This window comes from Rhizobium sp. CCGE 510 (assembly GCF_000292525.1).
Lineage (GTDB): Bacteria > Pseudomonadota > Alphaproteobacteria > Rhizobiales > Rhizobiaceae > Rhizobium.
Genome location: NZ_AEYF01000029.1, coordinates 1 through 26,179 on the forward strand (window position 1 = coordinate 1; position 26,179 = coordinate 26,179).

General features: G+C 60.9%; 25 protein-coding genes. 11 read left to right on the plus strand and 14 right to left on the minus strand.

All coding sequences use genetic code 11. From position 1 onward, the window contains the following. Positions 1-753: IS110 family transposase (locus tag RCCGE510_RS14485; RefSeq protein ID WP_007629678.1), on the minus strand; the 753-nt coding region annotated here is incomplete at its 3' end. 270 nt (positions 754-1,023) lie between these two features. On the opposite strand from RCCGE510_RS14485, the gene RCCGE510_RS14495 reads away from it, so the two are divergent. Further along, positions 1,024-2,208, plus strand: a complete 1,185-nt coding sequence (locus RCCGE510_RS14495; RefSeq protein ID WP_192815312.1) for a YbfB/YjiJ family MFS transporter — start codon at positions 1,024-1,026, stop codon at positions 2,206-2,208. A 217-nt stretch (positions 2,209-2,425) separates the two neighbouring features. Then, positions 2,426-3,691 carry a peptide antibiotic transporter SbmA gene (gene sbmA / locus RCCGE510_RS14500; protein ID WP_007630971.1) on the plus strand — a complete coding sequence of 422 codons (1,266 nt, stop codon included), beginning with the start codon at positions 2,426-2,428 and terminating at the stop codon, positions 3,689-3,691. A 245-nt stretch (positions 3,692-3,936) separates the two neighbouring features. Here the strand turns inward: sbmA and RCCGE510_RS14505 are convergent, their stop codons facing one another. After that, a complete protein-coding gene (locus tag RCCGE510_RS14505; RefSeq protein WP_007630973.1) occupies positions 3,937-4,926 on the minus strand; it encodes a hypothetical protein in 990 nt (329 codons plus the stop codon). A gap of 122 nt (positions 4,927-5,048) precedes the next feature. Here RCCGE510_RS14505 and RCCGE510_RS14510 point away from each other — a divergent pair, with 122 nt between their 5' ends. From RCCGE510_RS14510 to der, 3 genes are all read left to right on the plus strand, one after another. Continuing rightward, positions 5,049-5,633, plus strand: a complete 585-nt coding sequence (locus tag RCCGE510_RS14510; protein ID WP_007630975.1) for an NnrU family protein — start codon at positions 5,049-5,051, stop codon at positions 5,631-5,633. Positions 5,634-5,840: 207 nt separating this feature from the next. Continuing rightward, positions 5,841-6,524, plus strand: a complete 684-nt coding sequence (locus RCCGE510_RS14515) for a tetratricopeptide repeat protein (RefSeq protein ID WP_007630976.1) — start codon at positions 5,841-5,843, stop codon at positions 6,522-6,524. A 16-nt stretch (positions 6,525-6,540) separates the two neighbouring features. Continuing rightward, a complete protein-coding gene (gene der / locus RCCGE510_RS14520) occupies positions 6,541-7,962 on the plus strand; it encodes a ribosome biogenesis GTPase Der (RefSeq protein WP_007630977.1) in 1,422 nt (473 codons plus the stop codon). Between the two features lie 245 nt (positions 7,963-8,207). On the opposite strand, the gene RCCGE510_RS14525 is transcribed toward der, so the two are convergent. Further along, positions 8,208-8,645 carry a MarR family transcriptional regulator gene (locus tag RCCGE510_RS14525; protein ID WP_007630978.1) on the minus strand — a complete coding sequence of 146 codons (438 nt, stop codon included), beginning with the start codon at positions 8,643-8,645 and terminating at the stop codon, positions 8,208-8,210. Positions 8,646-8,804: 159 nt separating this feature from the next. Between RCCGE510_RS14525 and RCCGE510_RS14530 the strand changes: the two genes are divergently transcribed. Continuing rightward, positions 8,805-9,818 (plus strand): alpha/beta hydrolase, encoded by a 1,014-nt coding sequence (locus tag RCCGE510_RS14530; protein ID WP_007630979.1) that lies wholly within the window; start codon positions 8,805-8,807, stop codon positions 9,816-9,818. 6 nt (positions 9,819-9,824) lie between these two features. Here RCCGE510_RS14530 and RCCGE510_RS14535 read toward each other — a convergent pair whose 3' ends face one another. Further along, on the minus strand, positions 9,825-11,006 hold the full coding sequence (locus RCCGE510_RS14535; protein WP_007630980.1) for a glycosyltransferase family 1 protein: 1,182 nt from the start codon (positions 11,004-11,006) through the stop codon (positions 9,825-9,827). A 238-nt stretch (positions 11,007-11,244) separates the two neighbouring features. After that, positions 11,245-12,285, minus strand: a complete 1,041-nt coding sequence (locus RCCGE510_RS14540; protein WP_007630981.1) for a glutamine synthetase beta-grasp domain-containing protein — start codon at positions 12,283-12,285, stop codon at positions 11,245-11,247. Between the two features lie 430 nt (positions 12,286-12,715). Here RCCGE510_RS14540 and gstI point away from each other — a divergent pair, with 430 nt between their 5' ends. Continuing rightward, the gene (gene gstI / locus RCCGE510_RS14545; protein ID WP_007630982.1) at positions 12,716-12,907 is read left to right on the plus strand and encodes a glutamine synthetase translation inhibitor GstI; all 192 of its coding nucleotides are present in this window, start codon (positions 12,716-12,718) and stop codon (positions 12,905-12,907) included. 50 nt (positions 12,908-12,957) lie between these two features. On the opposite strand, the gene RCCGE510_RS14550 is transcribed toward gstI, so the two are convergent. The 7 genes from RCCGE510_RS14550 to RCCGE510_RS14580 all read right to left on the minus strand — a co-directional run bounded on the left by RCCGE510_RS14550 (position 12,958) and on the right by RCCGE510_RS14580 (position 20,152). Beyond that, positions 12,958-13,878 (minus strand): sugar kinase, encoded by a 921-nt coding sequence (locus RCCGE510_RS14550; protein ID WP_037078735.1) that lies wholly within the window; start codon positions 13,876-13,878, stop codon positions 12,958-12,960. A gap of 140 nt (positions 13,879-14,018) precedes the next feature. Then, positions 14,019-14,360 carry a hypothetical protein gene (locus tag RCCGE510_RS14555; RefSeq protein WP_007630984.1) on the minus strand — a complete coding sequence of 114 codons (342 nt, stop codon included), beginning with the start codon at positions 14,358-14,360 and terminating at the stop codon, positions 14,019-14,021. Positions 14,361-14,697: 337 nt separating this feature from the next. Next, positions 14,698-15,684, minus strand: a complete 987-nt coding sequence (locus RCCGE510_RS14560) for an oligopeptide/dipeptide ABC transporter ATP-binding protein (protein WP_007630986.1) — start codon at positions 15,682-15,684, stop codon at positions 14,698-14,700. Continuing rightward, entirely contained in the window at positions 15,677-16,684 is a 1,008-nt protein-coding gene (locus RCCGE510_RS14565) for an ABC transporter ATP-binding protein (RefSeq protein ID WP_007630988.1), read from the minus strand. The genes RCCGE510_RS14560 and RCCGE510_RS14565 overlap by 8 nt, the downstream gene beginning before the upstream one ends. Position 16,685: 1 nt before the next feature. Beyond that, on the minus strand, positions 16,686-17,603 hold the full coding sequence (locus RCCGE510_RS14570) for an ABC transporter permease subunit (protein WP_007630989.1): 918 nt from the start codon (positions 17,601-17,603) through the stop codon (positions 16,686-16,688). Next, complete coding sequence (locus RCCGE510_RS14575) at positions 17,600-18,523, minus strand: ABC transporter permease subunit (RefSeq protein WP_007630990.1); 924 nt, start codon at positions 18,521-18,523, stop codon at positions 17,600-17,602. Before RCCGE510_RS14575 ends, RCCGE510_RS14570 begins: the two co-directional genes overlap by 4 nt. Positions 18,524-18,571: 48 nt before the next feature. After that, the gene (locus RCCGE510_RS14580; RefSeq protein ID WP_007630992.1) at positions 18,572-20,152 is read right to left on the minus strand and encodes a peptide ABC transporter substrate-binding protein; all 1,581 of its coding nucleotides are present in this window, start codon (positions 20,150-20,152) and stop codon (positions 18,572-18,574) included. Positions 20,153-20,436: 284 nt separating this feature from the next. On the opposite strand from RCCGE510_RS14580, the gene RCCGE510_RS14585 reads away from it, so the two are divergent. The 3 genes from RCCGE510_RS14585 to RCCGE510_RS14595 are packed head-to-tail and all read left to right on the plus strand — an operon-like array spanning position 20,437 to position 22,814. After that, a complete protein-coding gene (locus RCCGE510_RS14585; RefSeq protein ID WP_007630994.1) occupies positions 20,437-22,083 on the plus strand; it encodes an alpha-glucosidase family protein in 1,647 nt (548 codons plus the stop codon). A 60-nt stretch (positions 22,084-22,143) separates the two neighbouring features. Continuing rightward, positions 22,144-22,557: a putative toxin-antitoxin system toxin component, PIN family gene (locus RCCGE510_RS14590; protein ID WP_240539657.1), complete on the plus strand. Its 414-nt coding sequence runs from the start codon at positions 22,144-22,146 to the stop codon at positions 22,555-22,557. Next, positions 22,554-22,814 (plus strand): toxin-antitoxin system HicB family antitoxin, encoded by a 261-nt coding sequence (locus tag RCCGE510_RS14595; RefSeq protein WP_007630996.1) that lies wholly within the window; start codon positions 22,554-22,556, stop codon positions 22,812-22,814. The genes RCCGE510_RS14590 and RCCGE510_RS14595 overlap by 4 nt, the downstream gene beginning before the upstream one ends. Positions 22,815-22,850: 36 nt before the next feature. Here RCCGE510_RS14595 and ade read toward each other — a convergent pair whose 3' ends face one another. Next, positions 22,851-24,548, minus strand: a complete 1,698-nt coding sequence (gene ade, locus RCCGE510_RS14600) for an adenine deaminase (RefSeq protein ID WP_007630997.1) — start codon at positions 24,546-24,548, stop codon at positions 22,851-22,853. 59 nt (positions 24,549-24,607) lie between these two features. On the opposite strand from ade, the gene RCCGE510_RS14605 reads away from it, so the two are divergent. Continuing rightward, entirely contained in the window at positions 24,608-25,000 is a 393-nt protein-coding gene (locus RCCGE510_RS14605; protein WP_157179911.1) for a TonB C-terminal domain-containing protein, read from the plus strand. Between the two features lie 68 nt (positions 25,001-25,068). Here the strand turns inward: RCCGE510_RS14605 and RCCGE510_RS14610 are convergent, their stop codons facing one another. Then, the gene (locus RCCGE510_RS14610; protein WP_007631000.1) at positions 25,069-26,172 is read right to left on the minus strand and encodes a branched-chain amino acid ABC transporter substrate-binding protein; all 1,104 of its coding nucleotides are present in this window, start codon (positions 26,170-26,172) and stop codon (positions 25,069-25,071) included. Positions 26,173-26,179 lie beyond the last annotated feature (7 nt).

Sequence of the window (26,179 nt, forward strand, 5' to 3'; positions counted from 1 at the left end):
TCTGACGGTGGCGCGACCGCCGGCAATGTGGCGTTGTCCGCGCCAAGTGCCGCTGTCGTGGGCCATCGGTGCGACACCGACGAGGGCGGCAAGCTTCTTGTCGTCGATGGCGCCGAGTTCGGGCAGTTCGGCGATGAGCACGGCGGCGCCGACCTCGCCGATGCCCGGGATGGTCAGCAGCAGGTCGCGGCGTGCGGTCATATCGGGCTCGGCGTCGATGGCGAGCGCGATGGCGGCATCGACGCGGGCGAGCTGGGCCTTGAGGGCGGCGAGGGTCTCGGCAATCAACACGGCGACGGCTTGAGGGGCATGTTCGAGGCGGTTCTTCTCGGCGACCGCCATATCGACGAGCTGGCGGCGGCGGGTGACGAGGGCAGCAAGCGCGATGCGGCCGTCGTCGATATGGGGGATCTGTGCCGGCCGCATCGCTCTGGCGAAGTGGCGAATGACGCGGGCATCGACCTGATCGGTCTTGGCCAGACGTCCGCTGGCCCTGGCGAAATCGCGGATCTGGCGGGGATTGACGACGGCAACGGCAATGCCGGCGGCCATCAGTGTCCTGACGATCGCCATCTCGTAACCGCCGGTGGCTTCGACGACGACAAGCTCTGCGCCGATCACCGCGGCTGCGAGTGCGGCACAGCCTGCCGCATCGTTGTCGAAGCGGACAACGGCGGCTTTACCCTCGATGGCCACATCGAGATGGGCCTTCGAGACATCGATACCGACCATGAAAGTTTTGGGGGCATGCATGGGGTGCTCCTCCTTGCAACGCGGGCTCAAAGCCCAACCAACCGTTCGAGCGAAGATATGGCGACGGAGATGCTTGCTGAGGTACGAGTTCAAAACCCAAGGATGACACGCATCCCCGTCGCACAGCCGCATTATACAGCAACGGCAACGTACAAGGATGAGGCTCTCCTGGAGGCTGCGCCCATCCTCCTGCGCCTACTTTCGCAGAATTGATCAATTGATCAGAAATACTCGTTTGCAGTGCAGATGCTGCGGCGCGATAAGCGCTGCATGCTCGAGCGCATCCGTCACTCCCCGCCGAATCTTGTTTCCACCGCCGCTGCTGGCGCCGTCGCTATGGCCGCCGCGATGGGCTTCGGGCGCTTCTCGTACACGCCGATCCTACCGGGTATGATCAGCGGCGTGCCCCTTTCGGCGGCGGATGCCGGCTTCATCGCGTCGGCGAATTTCGTCGGTTATCTCGTCGGGGCCGTGCTTGCGGCTTATGGGTGGGCTGCGGGGCGCGAACGGCTGGTGGCGCTTCTGTCGCTGCTGGCGACCGCGATCCTGCTTGCGGCCATGGCCGCCACTCAATCCGTCGCGGTCTTTGCCGTCATCCGGTTCCTCGCCGGCCTTGCCAGCGCGTTTGCGATGGTCTTCACCTCGTCGATCGTGCTCAGCCACGGCGCTGCTGCCGGCAACGACCATGTGCAGGCGGCGCATTTTGGCGGGCCGGGGGCGGGCATTGCGCTGTCCTCGGTCATGGTATTTCTTATCGGCCTTGGTTATCACGACGGGCCGGGCGGCTGGCGAGCCGACTGGATCGGCGGCGCGCTCTATTGCGCGGCAAGTCTCGTCGTCGTGTTCCTATTGCTGCCGTCAGCCCCGGCGCAATCGGCGCAGGCGGGCAAGGAGCCGGCGCTCGTCTGGAACCGGCCGATGGTGCTGCTGACGCTGTCCTACGGCCTGTTCGGCTTCGGCTACGTTATCACCGCGACCTTCCTCGTCACCATAGCGCGCCTTTCTGCAACCGGGCCCTTCGTCGAATTCCTCTGCTGGTTTATTGCCGGGCTGACGGCGGCCGTGGCGTTGTTTGCCTGGAAGCCGCTGGTCAGGCCGCTCGGACTGGGCGGCGTGTATGTCGCGGCGCTTATGATTGAAGCCGCCGGCGTGCTCGCGACCGTGGCGCTGCCGCCTTCGGTCGCGCCGCTGATCGGTGGCGCGCTGTTCGGGGCGACTTTCCTGGCGATTACGGCTTACGGGCTGCAGATCGGCCGCAAGCTTTCCCCCGACAGCCCGCGTCGGATACTGGCGATGATGACGGCCGCCTTCGGTGTCGGCCAGATCGTCGGGCCTGTTGTTGCCGGCTGGATTGCCGAGCGCAGCGGCAGTTTCACCGTCCCGACGGTGATCGCCGCCATCGCGCTCGTCGCCTGCGCCGCGCTGGTGATGCCGGTGATCAAGAAAATCGCATAGAGCGGTTCAGCTTCGCAGAACCGCTCCATTATCTTGTCTCTACGCAATTCCGGACGGAAAACCGCGTCGCACTTTTCCTGGAATTGCTCTAACCCGTTACATCTCCGTAACAATGGGCCGAACCCATTGCTGCTTCCTTCGAACTGCCTTAGTTTCCGGCAAAATCAGTGTTCCATGACACTCCCGAGACTCACAGTTCAGGAAAGCAAAGCTCCCCGTGTTTCATTCCTTTTTTCCGCAGCCAAAGGCGTTCTTTACTTCGCTCGTGGTTTGGACCCTGATTTCCATTGCCGGCTGGTATCTCTTTGCCGCCGGTCTCGGTGCATCGCTCGGCTATGTGCCGGTTGCCGAGGAACAGCAGCCGATTGACCTCTCGTTCTTCCTGCTGCCCGAAAATATCTGGTTCTACAGCTATTTCCTTCTGTCGGCGGTAATCTTCTGCGGCGCATGGCATCTGAAGGCGTTACGCCACCCTTGGAAGCTGTGGTCGATCTGGGGTTCGGCGCTGATTATTTTCGTCACTTACTTCGGCGTCCAGATCAGCGTCGTGATCAACAACTGGCGCCGGCCATTTGGCGACCTGCTGCAGAACGCATTGTCGAAGCAGCCAGGCATTTCCGTCGACAATTTCTACAGCTTGATGTGGGTCTTCTGTCAGATCGCGTTCCTCAGCATGTTCGTGTCGATCATGACCGACTTTTTCACCAGCCACTACATCTTCCGCTGGCGCACGGCGATGAACAATTTCTACATGTCGAAGTGGGAAAAGCTGCGCCATATCGAAGGCGCCTCGCAGCGCGTTCAAGAAGACACGATGCGCTTTTCGAGCACGCTCGAAGGTCTGGGCATCAGCCTCATCAACTCGGTGATGACGCTCGTGGTCTTCCTGCCGATCCTTCTGGCGCTGTCGCATTACGTGACGGAACTGCCGTTCATTGGACCGGTGGCGAATTCGCTCTTCTGGCTGGCGCTCTTCTGGTCGGCGTTCGGCACGGTTTTGCTGGCGGTCGCAGGTGTCAAGCTGCCGGGCCTGAACTTCCGCAACCAACGCGTCGAAGCGGCCTATCGCAAGGAACTGGTCTATGGCGAGGACCATGCGGAACGGGCTCAGCCGCTGACCGTCACGGAACTCTTCGGGAACGTTCGCCGCAACTATTACCGCATGTATTTCCACTACATGTATTTCAATGTCGCCCGCTATTTCTACATCCAGGCCGACGCACTCTTCGTGGTCTTTATGCTGGTGCCGACGATCGTGGCGGGCACCATCACTTACGGTATCTTCCAGCAGATCTCGACTGCCTTCGGGCAGGTCAGCAACTCGTTCCAGTACCTGGTCAACTCCTGGACAACGATCATCGAACTGCTCTCCATCCACAAGCGCCTCAAGGCCTTCGAGGCAGCAATCGACGATGAGCCGCTGCCGGATATCGACCAGCGTTATCTGGAGCGTGATGCGGGTGTCGTGCACGCCGACGGCTGATGGGTAAGGTTTGGCCGGATGGGATTGGCTTCAATGCCTGGTGAGGCGCGTGGCCCCCTCATCCGGCTGCCGCCACCCTTCTCCCCGAGGGGAGAAGAGATTCGTGGCAACCTCGTCTCCATCTATCATTCCGGAGAGTATGTCTCGACGGTGCCTCATTCCCTTCTCCCCCAGCGGGGAGAAGGTGGCCCGAAGGGTCGGATGAGGAGGCCGCACGGCACCATGCCTCATCCCAAGATAACTTATTACAGTCCCGACGTCCGTTCCAGTTTCCCGCGCGCCTCGATCATCGGGATCGCTTCCGAGTAGCTGACGCAGGCGACGTCGGTGCGGTGGCAGACGTCGCCGACCAGGCGGTCGAGGGCGCGCCAGTAGGCGCCGCCGTTCATTTCGACGAAGTGGAAGCCGAGTTGGAGGGGGATGCGACCGCCGGCATATTGTTTGTCGAAAGCCTCTTTGAAGGCTGAATAGGCGCGGTCCTCGAATTCCTTTGAATCCGCGCTGTCTTCCTCACCCTTGGAGTGCCGCACGAAGAGATTGTAGTCCATGCCGATGATCGGCCTTTCGTTCGGGCCCTCGGGGATCAGCGGCAGACCGAAGCGGATGATGCCGTCTTCTTCGACAGGCATGGCCGGACCTTTGGTGACGAGGCTCGCATCATAGCTGAAGCCCGCCTTCTTTTCGGCGGCGATCATGTCGGCGCCCGCCGTTGCGGAAAGATAGGGGGCGCGAAAACCCTTGATGTCGTGATCCACAAGATCCTGCCAGCCGGCCGGCTCCTCAAGGCCGACGCTTTTCCAGGCATTTTTCAGGGTCGCGTGGAAGGTGGCATATTCGGCCGACCAGTCGGCCTCGCTCCAGAGACGGCCGTCGAAATGGCCGCAGGCATGGCTCGATATGTCGTGGCCTTCGAGATGAGCATGCCAGATATTGCCGAGCCTTTCGCGGATCTCGTCGTCGCTCTGGGCGAAGCCGACATTGGATTTTCCGCGCTTCTGGTGCGGTGCCTGGTAGGCCCTCTTGGCCGCCTCGTTCATCAGGAAAGTGCAGGAGAGGAAATAGCTGAAGTGGGCGCCGTTCTTCGCGGCCATCTCGCGGCTCTTCAGCCAGAGCGCATTGTCGTGGGCTCCGTCGAACGAGATGATGACCAGCTGTTTCGGCCGATCGGCCGCGTCTGCCGCCGTCGGCAGGAGGAACGATGCAGCCAGACAGGCGGAGAGGAAAGGACGAGACATGGACACCGCGACAATTTGTTCGCGGTTTCCCTCCGATAGAATTGCGGCGAAGCTGCGGTCTCAACTGGTATTTTTTCCCGCCAGCCGGTAAGTCATGACAAACGGCACGGAAGGGACCCGCCATGACTTTGCTTATCGTCGGCATCATACTTTTCCTCGGGGTGCATCTGGTGCGGGTGGTGGCCCCCGGCTTCCGCCGTTCGATGATCGCAAGCCTCGGCGAGAAGGGCTGGCGGGTGGCCTATTCGATCGCGAGTCTCGCCACGCTGATCCTGTTGATCTATGGCTTCGGGCAGGCCCGTGACGTAACCGGCATGCTCTACAATCCGCCGGTCTGGATGGCGCATATCACGATCACGCTAATGCTGATCGCAATGATCTGTCTCGTCGCCTCGCTGCTGCCTGCGGGGCATATCGCGACCAAGACCAAACATCCGATGGTGCTGTCAGTGAAGATCTGGGCGCTGGCGCATCTGCTCGCCAATGGCGAAACGTCGTCGGTGCTGCTGTTTGCGGCCTTCCTGGCCTGGGGCGTCATCCTGCGCATTTCGCTGAAAAGACGACAGAGGGCGGGAGATATCGTGCTCCGGCCGTTCGTCTCGGCCAAATACGATCTCTACGCGGTTATCATCGGCGTCGTCGTCTGGGCGCTGATCATCTGGAAGCTGCACGAATGGTTGATCGGCGTTTCGCCGCTCGTCATCTGACCTGCGCATACTCCCGAAAATCGATTCCGATTTTCGGAAAGGATTATGCGCGGATTCAAAGTGTTAGAGCGTCCTTGGCGCATCCTGTCGGATGAGCGGCGCTCTAATCTTTCATATCCCCCTTACAACGGCGGCAAAATGGGGTAGAAGGCCCGACAATGTGCGTTTTGCACAACGTATGGGTATTTTCCGCGGCCGGAGACGAGAATGGCATTCAACGACGACAGCTTCATCCGTGAAGTCAATGAGGAATTGCGCTCGGACCAGATGAAGGGCGTCTGGCGCCGGTTCGGCCGCTATATCATCGTCGTCGCCATCCTGATCGTCGCAGGCACCGCCGGCAAGGTTCTCTTTGAATATTGGGACGATACCCGCTCCTCGGGCGCCGGCGACCAGTTTCTGGCGGCGATGAAGCTTGCCGACGAGAACAAGAATGACGAGGCGCTGGCCGCGCTCGACAAGCTCGAAAAGGAAGGCCACGGTGCCTATCCGGTGCTGGCGCGCATGCGGGCCGCGACTGTCGAGGTCCAGAAGGGGGATACCGCCGCGGCGATCGCTTCCTTCAACGAGATCGGCAAGGACAATGGAGTTCCGGCCGCTGTGCGTGATGCCGCCAAAATGCGGGCCGGCTGGCTGCTGATCGAAAACGGCTCTTACGAACAGGTTTCGGCCGCGATCGAGGAAATGGCCGTGCCGGGCAACGCTTTCCGCCATTCGGCACGCGAAGCGCTCGGCCTTGCTTCCTATAAGGCCGGCAACATGGCGCAGGCGCGGCAGTGGTTCCAGTCGATCGTCGATGATACCGACAGCCCGCGCAATGTTGCCAATCGCGCCCACATGATGCTTGATCTCATTACCGCATCCGGCAAGGCGCCCGCCGCGCAGGGCTGAGTTTTAAGGAAAAAGAATGAGTTTCACGGTCGCGATCGTCGGTCGTCCGAATGTCGGCAAATCGACGCTTTTCAACCGCCTGGTGGGGAAGAAGCTGGCGCTTGTCGACGACACGCCGGGTGTTACCCGCGACCGTCGGCCGGGTGATGCGCGGCTGATGGGCCTGACCTTCACCATCATCGATACAGCTGGTCTGGAAGAGGCCGACGCGGAAAGCCTGCAGGGCCGGATGCGGGCGCAGACGGAAGCGGCGATCGACGAGGCGGATCTTTCGCTTTTCGTCGTCGACGCTAAGAGCGGATTGACGCCCGTCGATACCGACCTTGCCGAAATGCTGCGCCGGCGCGGCAAGCCGGTGGTGCTCGTCGCCAACAAATCCGAAGCGCGCGGTTCCGACAGCGGCTTCTACGACGCCTATACGCTTGGGCTTGGCGAGCCGACGCCGATTTCGGCCGAACACGGCCAGGGCATGCTTGACCTGCGCGATGCGATCGTCGCGGCAATCGGCGAGGAGCGGGCCTACCCCGCCAAGGAGGATGCCGCCGTCACCGACGTCGACATTCCGCAGTCTGAAGAGGGCAGCGACGAGGACGAAGAGCCCGCCTATGACGACACGAAGCCGCTGCGCGTGGCGATCGTCGGGCGGCCGAATGCCGGCAAGTCGACGCTGATCAACCGTTTCCTCGGCGAGGACCGGCTTTTGACCGGGCCGGAGGCGGGCATCACCCGCGATTCCATCTCGGTCGAATGGGACTGGCGCGGCCGCACCATCAAGATGTTCGATACGGCAGGCATGCGCCGCAAAGCACGGGTGATCGAGAAGCTGGAGAAGCTTTCGGTTGCCGACGCGTTGCGTGCCATCCGTTTTGCCGAGACAGTGGTCATCGTCTTCGATGCGACCATCCCTTTCGAAAAGCAGGATCTGCAGATCGTCGATCTGGTGCTACGCGAGGGCCGCGCCGCGGTTCTCGCTTTCAACAAGTGGGACATGATCGAAGACCGGCAGGCTGTGCTTGCCGACCTGCGCGAAAAGACCGACCGGCTGCTGCCGCAGGCGCGCGGTATCCGCGCCGTGCCGATCTCCGGTCAGACCGGTTGGGGCCTCGACAAGCTGATGCAGTCGATCATCGACACGGACAGGGTCTGGAACAAGCGCATTTCGACGGCGAAGCTTAATCGCTGGCTGGAGACGCAGCAGATCCAGCATCCGCCACCGGCCGTTTCCGGCCGCCGCATCAAGTTGAAGTACATGACGCAGGTCAAGGCCCGCCCACCGGCCTTCATGATTTCCTGCACCCGCTCCGACGCGCTGCCGGAATCCTATACGCGTTATCTGATCAACGGGTTGCGTGCCGATTTCGACATGCCGAGCGTGCCGATCCGTATTCATTTCCGTTCGGCGGAGAATCCGTTCGAAGGCAAGAAGAGACGGACCTAGGGTTTTTTTGGGGCGCTGGTTGGCGTTTGCGGAATGTCCGTTCACGTCGTGCCGTGGGGCGCCCCCCTCTGCCCTGCCGGGCATCTCCCCCACAGGTGGGGAGATCGGATGGGCGGACCCGCTCGCTCCAACATCAATTGCTTGGGGAGATACTATCCGCGAGTCGATCTCCCTCCTTGTGGGGGAGATGCCCGGCAGGGCAGAGGGGGGTGCCTCAGGCACGACCTATCTCGATCGTCTTGAACCTAAGCCACACTCTTGTTCAACGCCTCACGCAGCGCCACGATCTCGGCCTGGAGCCGGGTGAGATCCGCTGCATCGCGGCCGCTCGCTTCCACGATGCAGCCGGGGACGCCGATCGCTTTTTCCTTCAGTCGCTTGCCTTCGTCGCTGAGGCGGATGACGACGACGCGTTCGTCCTCGCTGCTGCGCTCGCGTCTGATGTAGCCGGCGCTTTCCAGGCGTTTGAGCAAAGGCGTCAGCGTGCTCGATTCCAAGAAGAGCTTTTCGCCCAAACCGCCGACGGTCTGGCCGTCCTGTTCCCACAGCGCGACCATGGCCAGATATTGCGGATAGGTCAGGCCGAGCGCGTCGAGAAGCGGCTTGTAAACGCGGTTCAATGCGTGGCTTGCCGTATAGACGGCGAAGCAGATGAAATTATCGAGCTTCAACTGATCCTGCATGGGTATCTCCACAACTGATCGAACTTATATCGCGCGATAAATAATCGCAAACGTCTTTTACGCATGGCAGGCATGCAGAAATTTTAATTGTCCAATAAATAATCGTGCGCGATATAAAAACGGTGTTCACGACGAACACCAAACCGAGAGGAGAAGACAATGTCGACCATCAAGACCGCAGTTTCCGCAGCAGCACTCCTGGCAGCCTCCGCCGTCGGCGCGCTTGCCGATCCGGTACTCGAGCCGACAACGCAGAAATTCATCGACGCCCTTGCCGGCGGCAAGCCGATCTACACGCTGTCACCGGCCGATGCCCGCAATGTTCTGGCCGGTGCGCAGAAGGGCGACGTCAAGAAGCTTGCCGCGCAGGAAGAGGATAAGGTCATCAAAACAGGCCCGACCGGCAGCATCAAGCTGCGCATCGTCCGCCCGGAACATGCCAAGGGCACGCTGCCGGTCATTCTCTATTTCCACGGCGGCGGCTGGGTGCTGGGCGATGCGGATACGCATGACCGCTTGGTGCGCGAGATCGCCAACGGCGCTGATGCCGCCGTCGTCTTCGTCGATTACGAACGCTCGCCGGAGGCCCGCTATCCCGTTGCCATCGAGCAGGCCTATGCGGCGACAAAATATGTCGCCGAGCATGCCAAGGAGTTCAACGTCGACGCCAGCAGGCTGGCGGTCGCAGGCGATAGCGTCGGCGGCAATATGGCGGCGGTGGTGACACTGCTTGCCAAGGAGCGCGGCGGTCCGGCCATCGACCAGCAAGTGCTGTTCTACCCGGTCACTGACGCCAATTTCGACAATGGCTCTTATAACCAGTTCGCCAATGGCCCGTGGTTGACCAAGGAAGGGATGAAGTGGTTCTGGAACGCCTACCTGCCGGACGAGGCCAAGCGCAAGGAGCCGACGGCTTCGCCGCTGCAGGCGTCGCTGGAGCAGTTGAACGGCCTGCCGCCAGCGCTCGTCATCGTCGACGAGAACGACGTGCTGCGCGACGAGGGCGAGGCCTATGCCCGCAAGCTCAGCCAGGCCGGCGTCCGCGTTACGTCAATGCGTTACAACGGCACGATCCACGACTTCGTGCTCCTGAACGCCATTGCCGAAACGCCTGCTGCACGCAGCGCGATTGCGGTTGCGAACGACACGCTTCGTAACGCCCTTCATAAGTAAGACGGGTCAGTCTGCGGATGGCAGAGGCCCGGCGGTTTCGCCGGGCTTTCTGCTTCTTGGCAGCGACTTGGCAAACTGCCAGGCCTTTTTCCATTTCGGCGTGATGACGCCGTTGGCAGCGCGGATGTTGTTGATGAACTGCAGCGTCGCCGCTTCCCAGGAATATTGCATGGCAAGCTCGCGCGCCTTGCCGCGCGAGCCGGAGATAGCGGCAAGGCAAGCGGCCTGAAGGTTTTGGTCCAGCGCGCCGACCTCGCTATCTTCGCCGATGATGTCGAGCGGGCCGGTCACGGGATAGGCTGCGACCGGCACGCCCGATGCCAGCGCTTCAAGGATGGTATTGCCGAAAGTGTCGGTGAGCGAGGGAAAGACGAAGACGTCGGCCTGGGCATAGGCTTTCGCCAGATCCTCGCCGAACTTCACGCCGGTAAAGTGCACATCGGGATACCGCTGCTCCAACTCAGCGCGTGCCGGTCCGTCGCCGACGACAACCTTCGAACCGGGCAGGTCGAGATCGAGAAAGGCCGGCAGGTTCTTTTCCAGCGCGACGCGGCCGACGGTCATGAAGATCGGGCGAGGGAGGCCGAATGGCTGCTCCTCAAGCGGCATGGGGTGGAATTGGGTGGCGTCGATGCCCCGGGTCCAGGGCATCAGGTTCTTGATGCCGCGTGCCGACAGCTCGCGAGCAAGGCTCGGGGTCGCGACCATGCAGCCGGCGCCGCCGTTGTGGAACCAGCGTACGAAGGCATAAAGCCAGCTCTGCGGTATCGGCAAGCGGGCGGACACATATTCGGGAAAGCGCGTGTGATAGCTGGTGGAGAAGGGCATGCCCTTGCGCAGGCACCAGCGGCGGGCGGTCAGCCCCAGCGGCCCTTCGGTGGCGATATGCACATAGGAAGGATTGTGTTTTTCGATCTCGCGGGCGATGCGGTGGTAATTGGCGATCGACAGGCGGATCTCGGGATAGGTCGGGCAGGGGATGCTGTTGAAGCGCTCCGGCGTGACCATCGAAACCGCAACGCCCATCTTCGCCAATTCGCGATTGGTGTTCTCGATTGAGCGCACGACGCCGTTGACCTGTGGATGCCAGGCATCGGTGACGATCACCAGACGTTCGGGCAGGTTGCCGGCGGCTGCAGCATTGGCCCAGCTCTCGCCATGATGAGTGTTTGCCGGACGTTGCAGCATGTCACGATTTCCATCCGCGTTGCCTCGATATGCCAACGCTTAGCCCCAAAGCGGGGTTCCGGAACGGCGATTCCCGCCTGCCTATTTTGAGACATGATCATGATGGAAATATTACAGCCGCATGCCAGCGTCTGCAGGGCTTTCAGCGGCCGGGTTTCCGCGAATATGTCAGCGGTCGATCCGGGTCTCATGCGGAGAGAATGACGGCGCCGGTCGTGGACCGGCGCCGTTTGGGAGGTTAAGCGGCAGCGGAAGCCGAGCTTGCAGTCGGAACTTCCGAAATCGTCTTCAGAACCTGCGAAGCGATCTGGTAGGGGCAGCCCTGAGAGTTCGGACGGCGGTCTTCCAGATAGCCCTTGTAGTCGTTCTTGACGAAGGAGTGCGGGACGCGGATCGAAGCGCCACGGTCGGCAACGCCGTAGGAGAACTTGTTCCACGGTGCCGTTTCGTGCTTGCCGGTCAGGCGCTTGTCGTTGTCAGGACCGTATACGTCGATGTGGTCCATCAGGTTCGTTTCGAACTGCGCCATCAGCGCTTCAAAATAGGCCTTGCCGCCGACTTCGCGCATGAACTTGGTCGAGAAGTTGCAATGCATGCCCGAACCGTTCCAGTCGGTGTCGCCGAGCGGCTTGCAGTGATACTCGATGTCGATGCCGTACTTTTCGGTCAGGCGCTGCAGCAGATAGCGGGCCATCCAAATCTGGTCGGCGGCTTTCTTGGAGCCCTTGCCGAAAATCTGGAACTCCCACTGACCCTTGGCCACTTCGGCATTGATGCCTTCGTGGTTGATGCCGGCAGCGAGGCAGAGGTCGAGATGTTCTTCGACGATTTCGCGTGCAACGTCGCCGACGTTCGAATAGCCGACGCCGGTGTAATAGGGACCCTGCGGAGCCGGGTAGCCCTGCTCGGGGAAGCCAAGCGGACGGCCGTTCTGGTAGAAGAAGTATTCCTGCTCAAAACCGAACCAGGCATCTTCATCGTCGAGAATGGTCGCGCGAGCGTTGCTCGCGTGCGGCGTGACGCCATCGGGCATCATGACTTCGCACATGACGAGCGCGCCGTTGGTGCGGGCCGGGTCGGGATAGATGGCGACGGGTTTCAGCACGCAATCGGAACTGCGGCCTTCGGCCTGCAAGGTCGACGAACCGTCGAAGCCCCAGAGCGGAAGCTGTTCCAGCGTCGGGAATACGTCGAATTCCTTGATCTGCGTCTTGCCACGCAGGTTCGGTACCGGAGTGTACCCATCGAGCCAAATATACTCGAGCTTATATTTTGTCATCGTGACTCTCTCAATGCGACAAAGGTGAGCAAATCCGGAAGCGATTTTGGCGCGCAAGCGCATCCGACCGCCAGGGGATGACACTTTAAAAGCACGTAGCATGCCAGTTTGGCTGAGGGAGAAGAAAAAATCGCAAATCGGCAGGCCAATATGCGTTTTGTTTTGCCAAAACCACCCCGTTTTGACGGCGGAAGGCCGTATCATCAGCAGGAAACCGAGTTTTTCGCTGCGGAACCGGATGAAAATTTCAGCGTTAGCTTAGGAGTGATGAAGTGTTGAACAAATAGGCGGACGCTCTCGGCATAGACAGCATATCGATCAATCATAACATGGTGATGCATATAATTTGTGCAATTTGCATAAACTATGTGCACCGTGCTATGGTCACGGCCTTGAATGTTGATGCGCCGAACTGAATGGAGGCGATCTCATGCCCACCGGTTTCTACCGTGAATCTGCAACGATCTACCAGTTTCCCGTCAATCCGACGCGGACCGCCAACCGGTTCGAACGCGCCCGGCTGATGGAGCGCGAGGCAGCCGACGTCTGCGACGCGGCGCTCGACAGCTGCTGGTACCATGACGAGGCGGTTCGCGAGTCCGATCGGCCGACGAAGTCCTGATTTTTTATCCCATCAACCCGGGGTAAAAACTTCAACAAGCGCGCGCGGATTTAGCCGCCCTTCAATCCAAGTTTGTCCTTCGCCACCAACGCGCCGTGTTCACTGACGACGCGGGCTGCAACGCCTGCGGCGAAACCGGCTGCTGCGGTTGCGTCTTCTGTTTCAAGATAGTGTGCGAGGAAGGCGCCGTTAAAGCTGTCGCCTGCGCTGGTGGTATCGACCACTTTCTCCACCTTTTCTGCCGGAACGAAGCTCTCTTCGCCGGCAAAATTCAGTCTGACGCCGTCCGCGCCGTTCTTGACGACGACGTTGGCAGCGCCGAGTCCGTGATAGCGGTGGATCGTCGCCTCGATGGAATCGTCACCGAAATGGGCAGCCTCGTCATCGAAGCTCGGCATCACGAGCACGGAGGAGCGGGCGCCCTCGCTGATCGTCGCGTGCATGATGTCATAGCTCGACCACAGGCGCGGGCGGATGTTCGGGTCGAACACCACCAGCTTGCCGGCGGCCTTGGCGCGGCGGATTTCGGCAAGCAGCGTCGCGGCATCCTCCTGCGGCAGGATGGCGAGGGTGATGCCGGAGAAGTAGACGACATCAGCACTTTCCACCGCCTCACGCAGGTGATCGGGATCGGCCGCGAGGCTGCGGGCAGCCGAATTATCGCGCCAGTAGCTGAAGGAGCGCTCGCCGTTCTTCAGGTTGATCATGTAAAGGCCGGGCGTCTTGCCCTTGATGCGGTGAATAAGGCTGGTGCCGATGCCTGCCTTGTCGATGAAGGCCACCATCTCATCCGACATGGCGTCTTCGCCAAGGGCGGTGAAATAATCGACCGACCAGTCGGATGCAAGGCAGGCGCGGGCATACCAGGCGGTGTTGAAAGTATCGCCGGCGAACCCTTTGCGCAGCAGGCCGTCACCTGCCTGCGACAGTTCCACCATGCATTCACCGATCGATAGAAACCGTCTGCTCACCTTGTCCTCCCGGCATTGCTCTGCATCGCTGATACGCGGAGCCGGGCGGAGTGACAAGCGCTGATATCATTGGCGCTGATATCGCCGGAGGTTAAGGCTCGCCCTCGCTGCGAGGCGAAGGCGAGCGCTGCGAAGGCTCTCTATTCGTGGATGGTGTAGCTGCCCATCTGGCAAAGATCCTGCGTATCTTCGGTGGTATCGAGGTTTGATCCTTCCTCGAACTCGAAGCGCATATCGTATTTGCAGACGGTGCGGCCATCGGCGATGGTGATATCCATGCTTTCGCCCGGGTTGAGAACCTCGTCGCCGAAGACGTCTTCTTCCCAGTTGTCGACGCCGGTCGGAGCGCTGTAGAAGCGCGCCAGGACGGAGTTCGTGCCGTTGGTCAGCTTGAACTTCAGATCTTCGGCATGTGACGAAACGGCGGAGGCGGCGATTATCGCGGCCGCAACCGCGATCAATCCTGATAGTTTCGATTTCATATATGCGTTCCCCAGCCCCTGATTGGGCGGAGACAGGGATAGCATATTGCATCTAAATCTTTGTTATCGGAGACTATAAATTCCGAAATAGGTCTGCTTTCGGAACACTTCACCCCCAAATGGATGGCCTAATATTCTGAAATCAGTGAAGGCGCTGCGCGCGACTTTCAGGCTTCGGAAAAGACAGTAAATCCGTCTTTCGTCATGCTTGAGCTTGTCCCGAGCATCTGCCTCCGGTCGATAGGGCAGCGGATCCTCGGCACAAGGCCGAGGATGACGTGCTGGGAGCAAGATTTGTCATCAACCCGAAGGCTGCAACACTCAGCCCTCACTCCATTCATGGCCTGTCCATATGATAACAGGCGGCCTTCTGGCCGGGGCGGACTTCCTCGGTCGGCGGCATTTCGGTGCGACAGATATCGGTCGCCTTCCAGCAGCGCGGCGAGAAGACGCAGCCTTTCGGCGGGTTGAGCGGCGAGGGCGGATCGCCCTGCAGGCGGATGCGGGTGCGCAGCCGCGCGAGCTTCGGATCCGGGATGGGTGCTGCGGAAAACAGCGCCTGCGTATAGGGATGGGCCGGATGATCGAAGACGGTGGCGCAGTCGCCGGCTTCCACCACCCTGCCGAGATAGAGCACCAGCACGTCGTCGGAGATCAGCCGCACGACGGAAAGGTCGTGGCTGATGAAGATCAGCGTCAGGCCGAATTCCTTGCGCAACTTGCGCAGAAGCGTGATGACCTGGCCCTGGATGGAAACGTCGAGGGCCGAAACCGGCTCGTCGCAGATGATGAGCTTCGGTTTGGTGATGACGGCGCGGGCAATGCCGATGCGTTGCGCCTGGCCGCCGGAGAATTCGTGCGGATAGCGGTTGATCATCTCCGGCACCAGACCGACGGCGGTCATGATCTTGCGGACACGGTCGGTGCGCCCCGCCTTCGAAAGCTTCGGCTCGAAGACCGTAAGCGGCTCGGCGATGATGTCGCCGACCGTCATGCGTGGGTCGAGCGAGGCGATCGGATCCTGGAAGATGATCTGCATGTCGCGCCGCGCGGCGCGCATTTCCTCTTCCGACAGGTCGAGAAGGTTGCGGCCCTGCCAGAGGATGCGGCCCTTCTGCGATTTCAAGAGCCGCAGGATCGAGCGGCCGAGTGTGGACTTGCCGCAGCCGGATTCGCCGACGATGCCGAGTGTGCGGCCTTCGCTCAAGTCAAAGCTGACATTGTTGACGGCGGTGAGGAAGATCGGCGGCTTGAAGAGGCCTTTCGCCGGCAGCTCGAACTGGGTCGTCAAGTTCTCGACCCTCAGAAGCGATCTTTCAGCCATGGCTCAGCAGCTCCTCACGACGCGGGAAGGGGTGGTAACAAGCGGCGCAATGGCGCGGCGCCAGGATCTCCAGCAGCGGCGGGCGGTCGATGCAATCGTCCTGAACCTGCGAACAGCGCGGCGAGAAATTGCAGCCCTTCGGCAGGTGCTGCAGGTTCGGCGGCCGCCCGGGGATGACGACGAGATCGTCGACATCCTGGTCCGGCCGCGGGATCGAGGCATGCAGCGCCGCGGTATAGGGATGTGCCGGGTTGTCGAAGAGCTCATCGACCGGCGCCTCCTCGACGATGCGGCCGGCATACATGACGGCGACACGGTCGGCGAGGCCGGCGACGACGCCGAGATCGTGGGTGATCATGATGAGAGCGGTGTTCATCTCCGCCGTCAGATCGTTGAACAGATCGAGGATCTGCGCCTGGATGGTGACGTCGAGCGCCGTCGTCGGTTCGTCGGCGATCAGCAGCTTCGGCTTGGTGAGCAGCGCCATGGCAATGACAATGCGCTGGCGCATGCCGCCGGAGAGCTCGTGCGGATAGAGGTGGAAGCGCCGCGTCGGGTCGGGGATGCCGACGCGTTTCAACATGTCGAGGGCGGCGTCGGATGCGGCTCGCGCCGTCAGTCCGTGGTGAACCTCGAGTTGTTCCGTCAGCTGCCGGGAGATCTTTAGCGACGGGTTCAAGGCGGTCATCGGGTCCTGGAAGACCATCGCCATGTCCTTGCCGCGGATCTGGTCGAGCTCGCGCGGCTTCAGCGACAGTACGTCCTTGCCTTCGAGCAGGGCCTGACCGGTGGTCCTGCCGTTCTTGGCGAGCAGGCCCATGATGCCGAGGAAGGTCTGGCTCTTGCCTGAGCCGGATTCGCCGACGATGGCGATGCGTTCGCCGCGCCGGACGGTGAGGTTCATGCTCGAGACCGCCTTCACCTCGCCGTCGGGCGTTTTGAAGATGATCGAATAGTCCTTGAGTTCAAGGAGTATGTCTTTTTGGGTTTCGTGGGGCATTCTAGCGATCCTTCGGGTCGAACGCGTCGCGCAGGCCGTCGCCGATGAAGAGCAGGCTGAGCAGCAGCGCCACGAGGAAGCTTGCCGGGAAGATCAGCAGCCACGGCATGCTTTCCATCGCATCGCTCCCCTCGGCGATCAACGTGCCGAGCGAGGTCAGCGGTTCCTGGACGCCGAAGCCGAGATAGGAAAGAAAGCTTTCGGTGGCGATGATCTCCGGCACGGTCAGTGCTGCGAAGATCACCACGGGTCCGACGAGGTTCGGAATGATGTGCTTGAGGATGATCTTGAGCGGCCTCTGCCCGGAGGCACGGGCCGCCTCGATAAATTCCCGGTGCTTGATCGACAGCGTCTGGCCACGCACGATGCGGGCCATGGTCAACCATTCCAGCGCGCCGATCGCGGCGAAAAGCAGATAGACGTTGCGGCCGAAGATCACCATCAGCAGGATGACGAAGAGGATGTAGGGGAACGCGTACATGATGTCGACGAAGCGCATCATGATCGCGTCCAGCCTGCCGCCGATATAGCCCGAAATCGCACCGTAGAGCACGCCGATGACGACCGAGACGACGGTCGCCGTCAACGCCACGGCAAGCGAGATGCGGGTGCCGTAAAGCACGCGGGCGAGAAGGTCGCGGCCGTTCGGGTCGGTGCCGAAATAATGGCCGGTCTCGATCGAGGGCGGGATGCGGAAGGCGGCCCAATCCGGATCCTCGTAGTTGAAAGGAACGAACCAGGGGCCGAGGAAGGCTGCGAGGATCAGCAGCGCCAGGACCACGATCGATAAGACGGCCGCCTTGTTGCGCCCGAGACGGCGCAGTGCATCCTTGGTCAGCGAACGGCCTTCGGGTGCGAGACCCTCCGCTTCGAGAAGCTCCTGGGCGAGCAGCTCGCGTTTTGCGGGGTTGAGAATCATCGGTTTCTCACTTTCGGGTCGAGCCAAGCATAGGCGATATCGACCAGAAGGTTCAGGAATACGATCAGCACCATGTAGAAGATGACCGTACCGAGAACCATGCCGTAATCGCGGTTCAGCGCTGCGTTGACGAAGTAGCGCCCGATGCCGGGCAATCCGAAGATGCTTTCGACAACCAGCGAACCGGTGAGAAGGTAGCTTGCCGCCGGCCCGAGATAGGAGACGACAGGCATCAGCGCCGGTTTCAGCGCATGACGCATCACCGTCAGCCGTGGGCCGATGCCTTTGGCCTTGGCGGTGCGGATGAAGTTCTGGTTCATCACCTCGATCATCGAGCCACGGGTGATGCGCGAGATGCGGCCTGCATGCGGCAGGGCCAGAACGACGATCGGCAGGATCAGGTATTTGATCGAGCCGTCACCCCAGCCGCCGACCGGAAACCAGGCGAGATGGATGCCGAAGATAAGCTGCAGGATCGGCGCGATCAGGAAGTTCGGCAGCACGACGCCGACCAGGATGAGAGCGCCGAGAATGTAGTCCGGCGTCTTGTTCTGGTAGAGCGCCCCAAGACAGCCAACGGCGACGCCGATGATGATGGCGAGCAGGAAAGCGGCCGTCCCGATTGTGAAGGTGTAGGGCAGACCGATCATGATCTGCTGGGCGACGGTGAAATCCTCGCTGGCGAAGGAGGGGCCGAGATCACCACGCAGCAGGTCGCCGACATAGATCAGATACTGCTGGATCAGCGGTTTATCGAGGTTGTAGTGGATAGCGAGGTTTTTCAGGATCACCGGCGGCAATGGCCTTTCGCCATCGAACGGGCCGCCGGGGGCAAGGCGCAAAACGAAAAAACAGGCTGTGACGGCGATCCACAGTACGGGGATCGTCGATAGCAGGCGACGGAGGGCGTATTTGATCATGGTCGTGGGCCGGCCCTTCCCGCTAGAGACGGGAAGGGCCGTTTTCCCTTACTCTTTCATCGACAGCCAGCGGGTGCGGTGGATGTCCTGAATATTGTCGACGAAGCCTTCAATCTTCGGCGAAACGACGTTTTTCGAAACGTAGTAGTAGATCGGCAGGGCGGCAGAATCATCAAGCGCCAGCTGCTCGGCCTTCTTGAAGATTTCGGCCCGCTTCTTCAGATCCGTCTCGGCGTTGCCGTCCTTGATCAACTTGTCGTACTCAGGATTGGACCAACGGCCGTAGTTCATCTGGACGCCTGTAACCAGGAGGTTCAGGAAATTGTCCGGATCGTTGTAATCGGCGAGCCAGCCGGCACGGCCGATCTGTACTTCGCCGCGCTGCAACTGGTCATAGTGCACTTTGGTCTCGGCATTGACGAGTTCGACATTGACGCCGAGCGGCTTCCACATCGAGGCGATCGCCACGGCGATGCGTTTGTGGTTGTCGTTGGTGTTATATTTGAGCTCGGCAGTCAGCGGATGATCCGGACCGAAACCGGCTTCCTTCAGCAGCTTCTTGGCTTCTTCGACCTTGTCCTTATAGGGAAGATCCTTCCAGGAGACGTAGGCCGGTTCGCCGTAGTTTGCCGTGCCCGGCGGGACCCAGGAATAGGCCGGCAGTTCGCCGGTTCCGAGAATCTGCGGGCCGATGACTTCGCGGTTGATCGCCATGGAGAGCGCCTGGCGCACCCGCTTGTCGGCGAAGGGCGGTTTGGTCGAATTGATGACATAGTAGTAGAGGCCGGAAAAGGGCGCGACATGCGCCTGGCCAGGCAGGTTCTTCTTCATCCACTCGTACTGGTCGGTCGGGAAGTCGGTGAGGATATCGAATTCGCCGGCGCGGTAGCGTTTCAGCGCGGCTTCCTGGTCTTCGAGTACGAAGAACTTCGCGCCGTCGATCTTCAGATCCTTGGCGCCGTACCACTGATCGTTCTTGACCGTGGTGACATGCGAACCCGGAACCCATTCGACCGGCTTATAGGGACCGTTGGTGACGATGTTGCCGATCTTGACCCAATCCTGACCCTTCGCCTCGACGACGTGCTTGGGCAGCGGATAGGCGGTGTAATGCATCAGGGCATTGAGGAAATAGGGGGTCGGATTTTCGAGGGTGATTTCGAGTGTCTTGTCGTCGATCGCCTTGACGCCGAGTTGGTTGAGATCGGTGATCTCACCCTTGTTGATCTTTTCGGCATTTTTGATGGTGAACTGCAGATAGGCATAGTCGGCGGCGTTCTTCGGGTCGACGAGGCGCTGGAAGGCGAAGACGAAGTCTCCCGCCGTTACCGGCTGGCCATCGGACCACTTGATGCCGTCGCGAAGCTTGAAGGTGTAAACCTTGCCATCAGGCGAAATCGTCCAGCTTTCTGCCTGGCCGGGGACCGGATTGTCCTTGGCGTCCTCGGTGACGAGGCCTTCGAAGATGTCGCCGGCGATACGGTTTTCCCAGTCGCCGGAAAGCTTCTGCGGATCGAGCGACTGCGGGTCGCCACCATTGTGAATATTCAGCGTGGCCGCATGCGCCGAAAACGCCAGCAAAGTGCCAAGCATTGCGGAGGCGAGAAATTTTTTCGTGAACTGGTTCATGGTGGGTCCACCTTTCTAGGCTTTGCGCCTTTATTAGATATCTGTTCCCGACATTTGACCTCTTACGTGCAGGTCAGCGCGCACCTTATCGCAAAGGAATCGCGTTGCAACCCCAAATGCGGAGCTGGGAACGGGTTGTGGGCAAGCCTGTATACGTCTCCTCCTTGTCGGATCGCGACGATCTGTCGCTACCGCGTAACCGCCGCCATTAAGGCCCCACCCCGGTTGTCTTTTGCCCCGTCCGCTTTAGTGTGACGAGCGCAAACGAGCAGGAGATGTAGCTGATGGCATTGCAGGCAGGCGGGAATGCGGACTGGTGGCGCGGCGCGGTGATCTATCAGGTATACCCGCGCTCGTTTCAAGACACCAACAGCGATGGGCTCGGCGACCTCAAGGGGATCACCCGCCGGCTGCCGCATATCGCCAGCCTTGGGGTCGATGCGATCTGGCTCTCGCCCTTCTTCAAGTCGCCGATGGCCGACATGGGCTATGACGTTTCCGATTATTGCGATGTCGACCCGATCTTTGGGACGCTCGCCGATTTCGACGAGATGATGGCCGAGGCGCACAGGCTCGGCATCAAGGTCGTCATCGATCAGGTGATCTCGCACACATCAGACCGGCATCCGTGGTTCGTCGAGAGCCGGACCAGCCGGACCAATCCGAAGGCGGACTGGTATGTCTGGGCCGACCCGAAGCCGGATGGCACGGCGCCGAACAATTGGCTGTCGATCTTCGGCGGGCCGGGCTGGGAGTGGGACGGCGTGCGCCGGCAATATTACCAGCACAATTTCCTGACCTCGCAGCCGGACCTGAATTTCCACAGCAAGGAAGTGCAGGATGCGGTGCTGGAGACGGTGAAGTTCTGGCTTGACCGTGGCGTCGACGGTTTTCGGCTGGATACGGTCAACTATTATTTCTGCGACCAGCAGCTCAGAAGCAATCCGCCGCACGAGCCTGATGAGGATGACGCCGGTCTCGATGCGCCCGACAGCAATCCCTACGGCATGCAGAACCACCTCTACGACAAGACGCAGCCGGAAAACGTCGATTTTCTCAAACGCTTCCGGGTGCTGCTCGATCAGTACGAGGATCGCACGACCGTTGGCGAGGTGGGCGACGGTGCGCGTTCGCTGAAGACGGTGGCCGCCTATACGAGCGGCGGCGATAAGCTGCATATGTGCTACACGTTCGATCTCTTGGGACCGGATTTTACCGCCGAGCATATTCGCGGCTGCGTCGAGGCTTTTCAGAAGTCGGTGACCGACGGCTGGGTCTGCTGGGCTTTCTCAAACCACGACGTCATGCGTCATGTCAGCCGTTTTGCGCTGACGGCCGATGAGCGCCCTGCCATCGCTAAGCTGGCGATCTCGGTGCTTGCGGCGCTGCGCGGCTCGATCTGCCTCTATCAGGGCGAGGAACTCGGTCTGCCGGAGGCGGAGCTCGCCTTCGAGGATCTGCGCGACCCCTATGGCATCCGCTTCTGGCCGGCCTTCAAGGGACGCGACGGATGCCGCACACCGATGCCCTGGGAGGCCGGCAAGGCGCATGCGGGCTTCACGTCTGCAGAAAAGAGCTGGTTGCCGGTGCCCTACGAACAGGCGGCACTTTCCGTAGATACGCAGGAGGGAAGCAACAGCTCGGTGCTGCACCACTACCGCAGGACACTCGCCTTCCGGAAGAGCCACCCGGCGCTGACCGACGGCGAAATGACCTTTATCGGCACCAATCAAGACCTGCTGGCGTTTACCCGCGAGAAGGAGGGGGAAAAGCTACTTTTCGTTTTCAACCTGACGCGCGAACCGGCGGAATTCCGCCTGCCTGAAGGCGTGGTGCTCGGGGAACGGCTTGAACTGCCGGGCTTTGAAGCGGTGGCAGGTTCGGGGCTGGTGAAGCTTGCGGCGCTGGACGGGTTCTGTGCGCGAGTGTGACGTCCAATTCCAATTGAAACATCCCATGGGATGTATCATGTTAGTTCTATGAAGAGGGTCGTGCTTGATACCAACATATTGACCGCCGCTCTTCGCAGCAGAACCGGTGCATCTTTCGCAATATTGCAGCTGACAGCGAAGAGGGCGATCAGGCCGCTGGTCACGACGGCGCTTTTTCTGGAGTACGAAGCGGTGCTGAAGCGTCCGGAGCACGTCGCAGTTCATCGGTTTACGCCGCCGGAGATCGATGACCTGATGGCGGAAATGGCTGCGTTGGCCGAGGCGGTGGATGTGCATTTCCGCTGGCGGCCCCAACTGTCGTATCCGCAGGACGAACTGGTACTCGAGGCGGCGGTCAATGGACGTGCGGATGCGCTTGTGACGTACAATATCCGGGATTTCGAAGCGGTGAAGGACCGGTTCGGGCTCCGGGTGATTCGTCCCTCGGAGTTGCTGGAGGAAATCAGGAAATGAGCACGAACACCTATCCGCTCAAACTTCCAAGCTCAATCAGGGCGGCTGCTGCCCGCCTTGCGAGGGAAGACGGCGTGTCTCTCAATCAGTGGATCGCATCGGCGGTCGCGCAAAAGGTCGGTGCCGTCGAAACTGCCGAGGAATTTCTCAAGAGACGGGCAGGCGGCGCGACTGGTGATGGTCTTTTGAAGCTGCTCGACAACGTGCTGGAAGCAGAACCCGCCGAGAATGATGAATTACCGGAAGGCTGGCGATAGGCACAGTCTGTCTTCCTCCGTTGCTCGGCAGGCAGATCACCCGATCAGCGCGAACTTGTTTACGTCGACCATTCCCTTGTCCGAGATCTTCAGGTGCGGGATGACCGGCAGTGGCAGGAAAGCGAGTTGGAGGAAGGGTTCCTCCAGCGTGGCGCCGAGCGCGAAGGCGGCTTTGCGCAGATGGTGCAGCGTATCGCGGACCGTCTCATAGGGCTCGAGGCTCATCAGGCCGGCGATGGGCAGGGCGATTTCGCCGGTGACCTTGCCGTCTTCGACGACGACGAAGCCGCCCTTGATCTCGCCAAGGCGGTTTGCGGCGCGCGCCATGTCGTCCTCGTCGACGCCGACGACGCAAATATTGTGGCTGTCATGGCCGACGGTGGAGGCGATCGCGCCCTTCTTCAGACCGAAACCCTGGACGAAGCCGTTGGCGTGGTTGCCGTTCTTGCCGTGGCGCTCGATGACGGCGACCTTGATGATGTCGTTGGCAAGATCGACCGATGTTTCGTTGCCCCTGACAGGCAAGCGGTAGCGGCGATGCTCGGTGATGATCTTGCCCGGCATGACGCCGATAACCGGCGTTTCGCCTTCGGTGACCGGCACGCCGAAATGGGCGGCGTTGACCGGCCGGGCCTTGACGCTGTCGAGGCCGATTGGCGCAACCGGCCTGCGTGAGGAAAAGAGCGCATCGGTGACGCGGCGGCCGGCGGAGAAGACCATGTCGGCACGGCAATCTTCCAGGCTGTCGAGTACCACCAGATCGGCGCGCCAGCCCGGCGCCACCAGGCCGCGGTCCCTGAGGCCGAAGGCGCGGGCGGCTGAGATCGAGGCGGCGCGGTAGATCGCCAGGGGCTCGACGCCGCTTGCGATGGCCGTGCGGATCATGTGATCGAGATGACCCTGTTCGGCGATGTCGAGCGGATTGCGGTCGTCGGTGCAGAGCGCCAGGTAAGGCGAAAGCCGCTCGGTGATAATGGGCATCAGCGCGGCAAGATCCTTGGACACCGAGCCCTCGCGGACCAGGATATGCATGCCTTTGCGGATCTTTTCCAGCGCCTCGGTGGCGGTCGTGCATTCGTGCTCTGTGCGGATACCGGCTGCGAGGTAGCCGTTGAGGTCGTTGCCGGTCAGCAGCGGCGCATGACCGTCGATGTGGCCGCCCTGGAAGGCGTCGAGCTTGGCCAAGCAGACGGGATCCTTGTGGATCACGCCGGGGAAATTCATGAATTCGGCAAGGCCGATGACCTTCGGATGGTGGCGGTAGGGCAGGAGGCGTTCGATCGGCAGGTCGGCGCCGGAGGTTTCGAGATGGGTTGCCGGAACGCAGGAGGAGAGCTGGACGCGGATGTCCATGATCGTCTCGAGTGCGGATTGGAGAAAGAACTCGATGCCGGCGGCGCCGAGCACATTGGCGATTTCGTGCGGATCGCAGATCGCGGTGGTGACGCCGTAGGGCAGGACGCAGCGGTCGAATTCATGCGGTGTGACGAGCGAGGATTCGATATGCAGATGCGTGTCGATAAAGCCGGGAACGACTGTTTTTCCCGATATGTCGATCTCGGTTTCGCCCTGATAATTGCCCGAAGTGCCGACGATGCGATCGGCGCCGATGGCGATGTCCGACTGGACGAGTTCACCGGTGACGAGGTCGAAGAAGCGGCCACCCTTCAGCACGATATCGGCAGGCACCCGGCCGACGCCCTGGTCGATGAGACGTTCGAGTTTGGTGGTCATGATCTACCTCTTCGACTGATTTCTACCTCTGACGCCGGGTGAATGATGGAAAACATCGAGTGGTATTTTCAGCTGCTTTTATCCTGGTGTCAGCGGTGCTAGTGACGCGAGAATACAGATCTCAATTCCCAACTCAAGGTCATGATATGAAAGCAATTATTTCGACGGTCTGCGCGGCGGTTTTTCTGTTGAGCGGCTGTGCGACTACAACGACAACTCAGAATTGGGCCAAATTCACAATCGATAAGCACGGAAGAGTTAGTGACGTCACCTTCGAAAAGCCTTCTGGAAGCGACATTATGGATGCAAGCCTCAAGCGCAATGTCGTTTCTCGTTTCTATGAGATAGTTCCAAGGCCTCTACCCAACAGGACCTATCTTCAGCCGCTGGTTCTCGTTACACCCACGACGCTGGAAGACTATATGGATCAAGATGCGAAAAAGCCGGACTGATCTGCAGTCTAGGCCTGCAAAACCGGGCGCCGCGAGGCGCCCGATCCTGCTTCCGTCAATACTGCCTGTCACTCAGCGGCGACGATCTTGCCGCCTTCCCATTTGTAGAGCGAAAAGCTCTGCGAAGTCAGGTCGCCGGTCTCGCCATAGGTGACCTTGCCAATCGCGGTCGGGATTTCCTTGCCGTCTTTCAGCGCGGCCGCGACGGCTGTACCATCCTCGGCGCTGCCTGCCTTCTCGATGCCGGCCTTCAGCACTTCGACGGCGGCATAGGCGTTGAGTGTGAAGGCTTCGGCCGGGATGTTCTTGGCAGCGAGCGCTTCGGCAGCGGCCTTGGAATCCGGGCTCTTCGTGGCGTCCGAGGCGTTGGTGAAGACGGTTCCGGCGGCGGCATCCGTGCCGATTGCCCAGAATTCGGTGTTGGAGAGGCCGTCGCCACCGATGATCGTGGCGTTGGCGGCGAGGTCATGCAGCTGGCGGGCGAGCAGGCCGCCTTCCGGATGATAGCCGCCAAAATAGACGACGTCGACTTTCTCCGACTTGATGCGGGTGGTCAGCGCGCTGAAATCTTTGTCGCCGGGGGTGATCGCGTCATTGACGACTTCGGTGATGCCGCCGGCGTTCAGCGTCGCCTTGAAGGCGTCGGCGAGGCCTTTGCCATAGGCGCCCTTGTCGTTGACGATGGCGACGCGCTTGTCCTTGAAATTCTTCAGCACGTAGTTGGCGGCAACTTCGGCCTGCTGGTCGTCGCGGCCGCAGGTGCGCAGCACGTTGGTGAGACCGCGCTTGGTCAGGTCGGGGGCCGTCGCGGTCGGGGTGACCATCAGCACGCCGTTTTCAGCAAGCACGTCCGAAACCGGAATGGCGACACCCGAGGTGACCGGGCCGACGACGAAGCGAATGCCGTCGGCGACGACCTTGTTGGCGGCGGAAACGCCCTGCTTCGGTTCGCCGGCATCGTCGGCCAGTTCAAGGACCACCTTCTCGCCGAGAATGCCGCCCTTCTTGTTGATCTCGTCGACGGCGGTCTGAGCGCCGTTCTTCACCTGGTCGCCATAGGCAGCGACGGGGCCGGTCAGCGGCGCAATCAGGCCGATGGTGATATCGGCGTGGGCTAGCGGCGCAAAGGCGAGCGACGCAACCAGGGTCGCCGTCAAGGTCTTGAGGGTCATAGTCTGT

Bases quoted from the DNA above. Each gene is read 5' to 3' on its own strand.
- RCCGE510_RS14495 (WP_192815312.1), top strand. From the start codon at position 1,024: ATGCTCGAGCGCATCCGTCACTCCCCGCCGAATCTTGTTTCCACCGCC.
- RCCGE510_RS14505 (WP_007630973.1), bottom strand. From the start codon at position 4,926: ATGTCTCGTCCTTTCCTCTCCGCCTGTCTGGCTGCATCGTTCCTCCTG.
- RCCGE510_RS14510 (WP_007630975.1), top strand. From the start codon at position 5,049: ATGACTTTGCTTATCGTCGGCATCATACTTTTCCTCGGGGTGCATCTG.
- RCCGE510_RS14515 (WP_007630976.1), top strand. From the start codon at position 5,841: ATGGCATTCAACGACGACAGCTTCATCCGTGAAGTCAATGAGGAATTG.
- der (WP_007630977.1), top strand. From the start codon at position 6,541: ATGAGTTTCACGGTCGCGATCGTCGGTCGTCCGAATGTCGGCAAATCG.
- RCCGE510_RS14525 (WP_007630978.1), bottom strand. From the start codon at position 8,645: ATGCAGGATCAGTTGAAGCTCGATAATTTCATCTGCTTCGCCGTCTAT.
- RCCGE510_RS14530 (WP_007630979.1), top strand. From the start codon at position 8,805: ATGTCGACCATCAAGACCGCAGTTTCCGCAGCAGCACTCCTGGCAGCC.
- RCCGE510_RS14535 (WP_007630980.1), bottom strand. From the start codon at position 11,006: ATGCTGCAACGTCCGGCAAACACTCATCATGGCGAGAGCTGGGCCAAT.
- RCCGE510_RS14540 (WP_007630981.1), bottom strand. From the start codon at position 12,285: ATGACAAAATATAAGCTCGAGTATATTTGGCTCGATGGGTACACTCCG.
- gstI (WP_007630982.1), top strand. From the start codon at position 12,716: ATGCCCACCGGTTTCTACCGTGAATCTGCAACGATCTACCAGTTTCCC.
- RCCGE510_RS14555 (WP_007630984.1), bottom strand. From the start codon at position 14,360: ATGAAATCGAAACTATCAGGATTGATCGCGGTTGCGGCCGCGATAATC.
- RCCGE510_RS14560 (WP_007630986.1), bottom strand. From the start codon at position 15,684: ATGGCTGAAAGATCGCTTCTGAGGGTCGAGAACTTGACGACCCAGTTC.
- RCCGE510_RS14565 (WP_007630988.1), bottom strand. From the start codon at position 16,684: ATGCCCCACGAAACCCAAAAAGACATACTCCTTGAACTCAAGGACTAT.
- RCCGE510_RS14570 (WP_007630989.1), bottom strand. From the start codon at position 17,603: ATGATTCTCAACCCCGCAAAACGCGAGCTGCTCGCCCAGGAGCTTCTC.
- RCCGE510_RS14575 (WP_007630990.1), bottom strand. From the start codon at position 18,523: ATGATCAAATACGCCCTCCGTCGCCTGCTATCGACGATCCCCGTACTG.
- RCCGE510_RS14580 (WP_007630992.1), bottom strand. From the start codon at position 20,152: ATGAACCAGTTCACGAAAAAATTTCTCGCCTCCGCAATGCTTGGCACT.
- RCCGE510_RS14585 (WP_007630994.1), top strand. From the start codon at position 20,437: ATGGCATTGCAGGCAGGCGGGAATGCGGACTGGTGGCGCGGCGCGGTG.
- RCCGE510_RS14595 (WP_007630996.1), top strand. From the start codon at position 22,554: ATGAGCACGAACACCTATCCGCTCAAACTTCCAAGCTCAATCAGGGCG.
- ade (WP_007630997.1), bottom strand. From the start codon at position 24,548: ATGACCACCAAACTCGAACGTCTCATCGACCAGGGCGTCGGCCGGGTG.
- RCCGE510_RS14610 (WP_007631000.1), bottom strand. From the start codon at position 26,172: ATGACCCTCAAGACCTTGACGGCGACCCTGGTTGCGTCGCTCGCCTTT.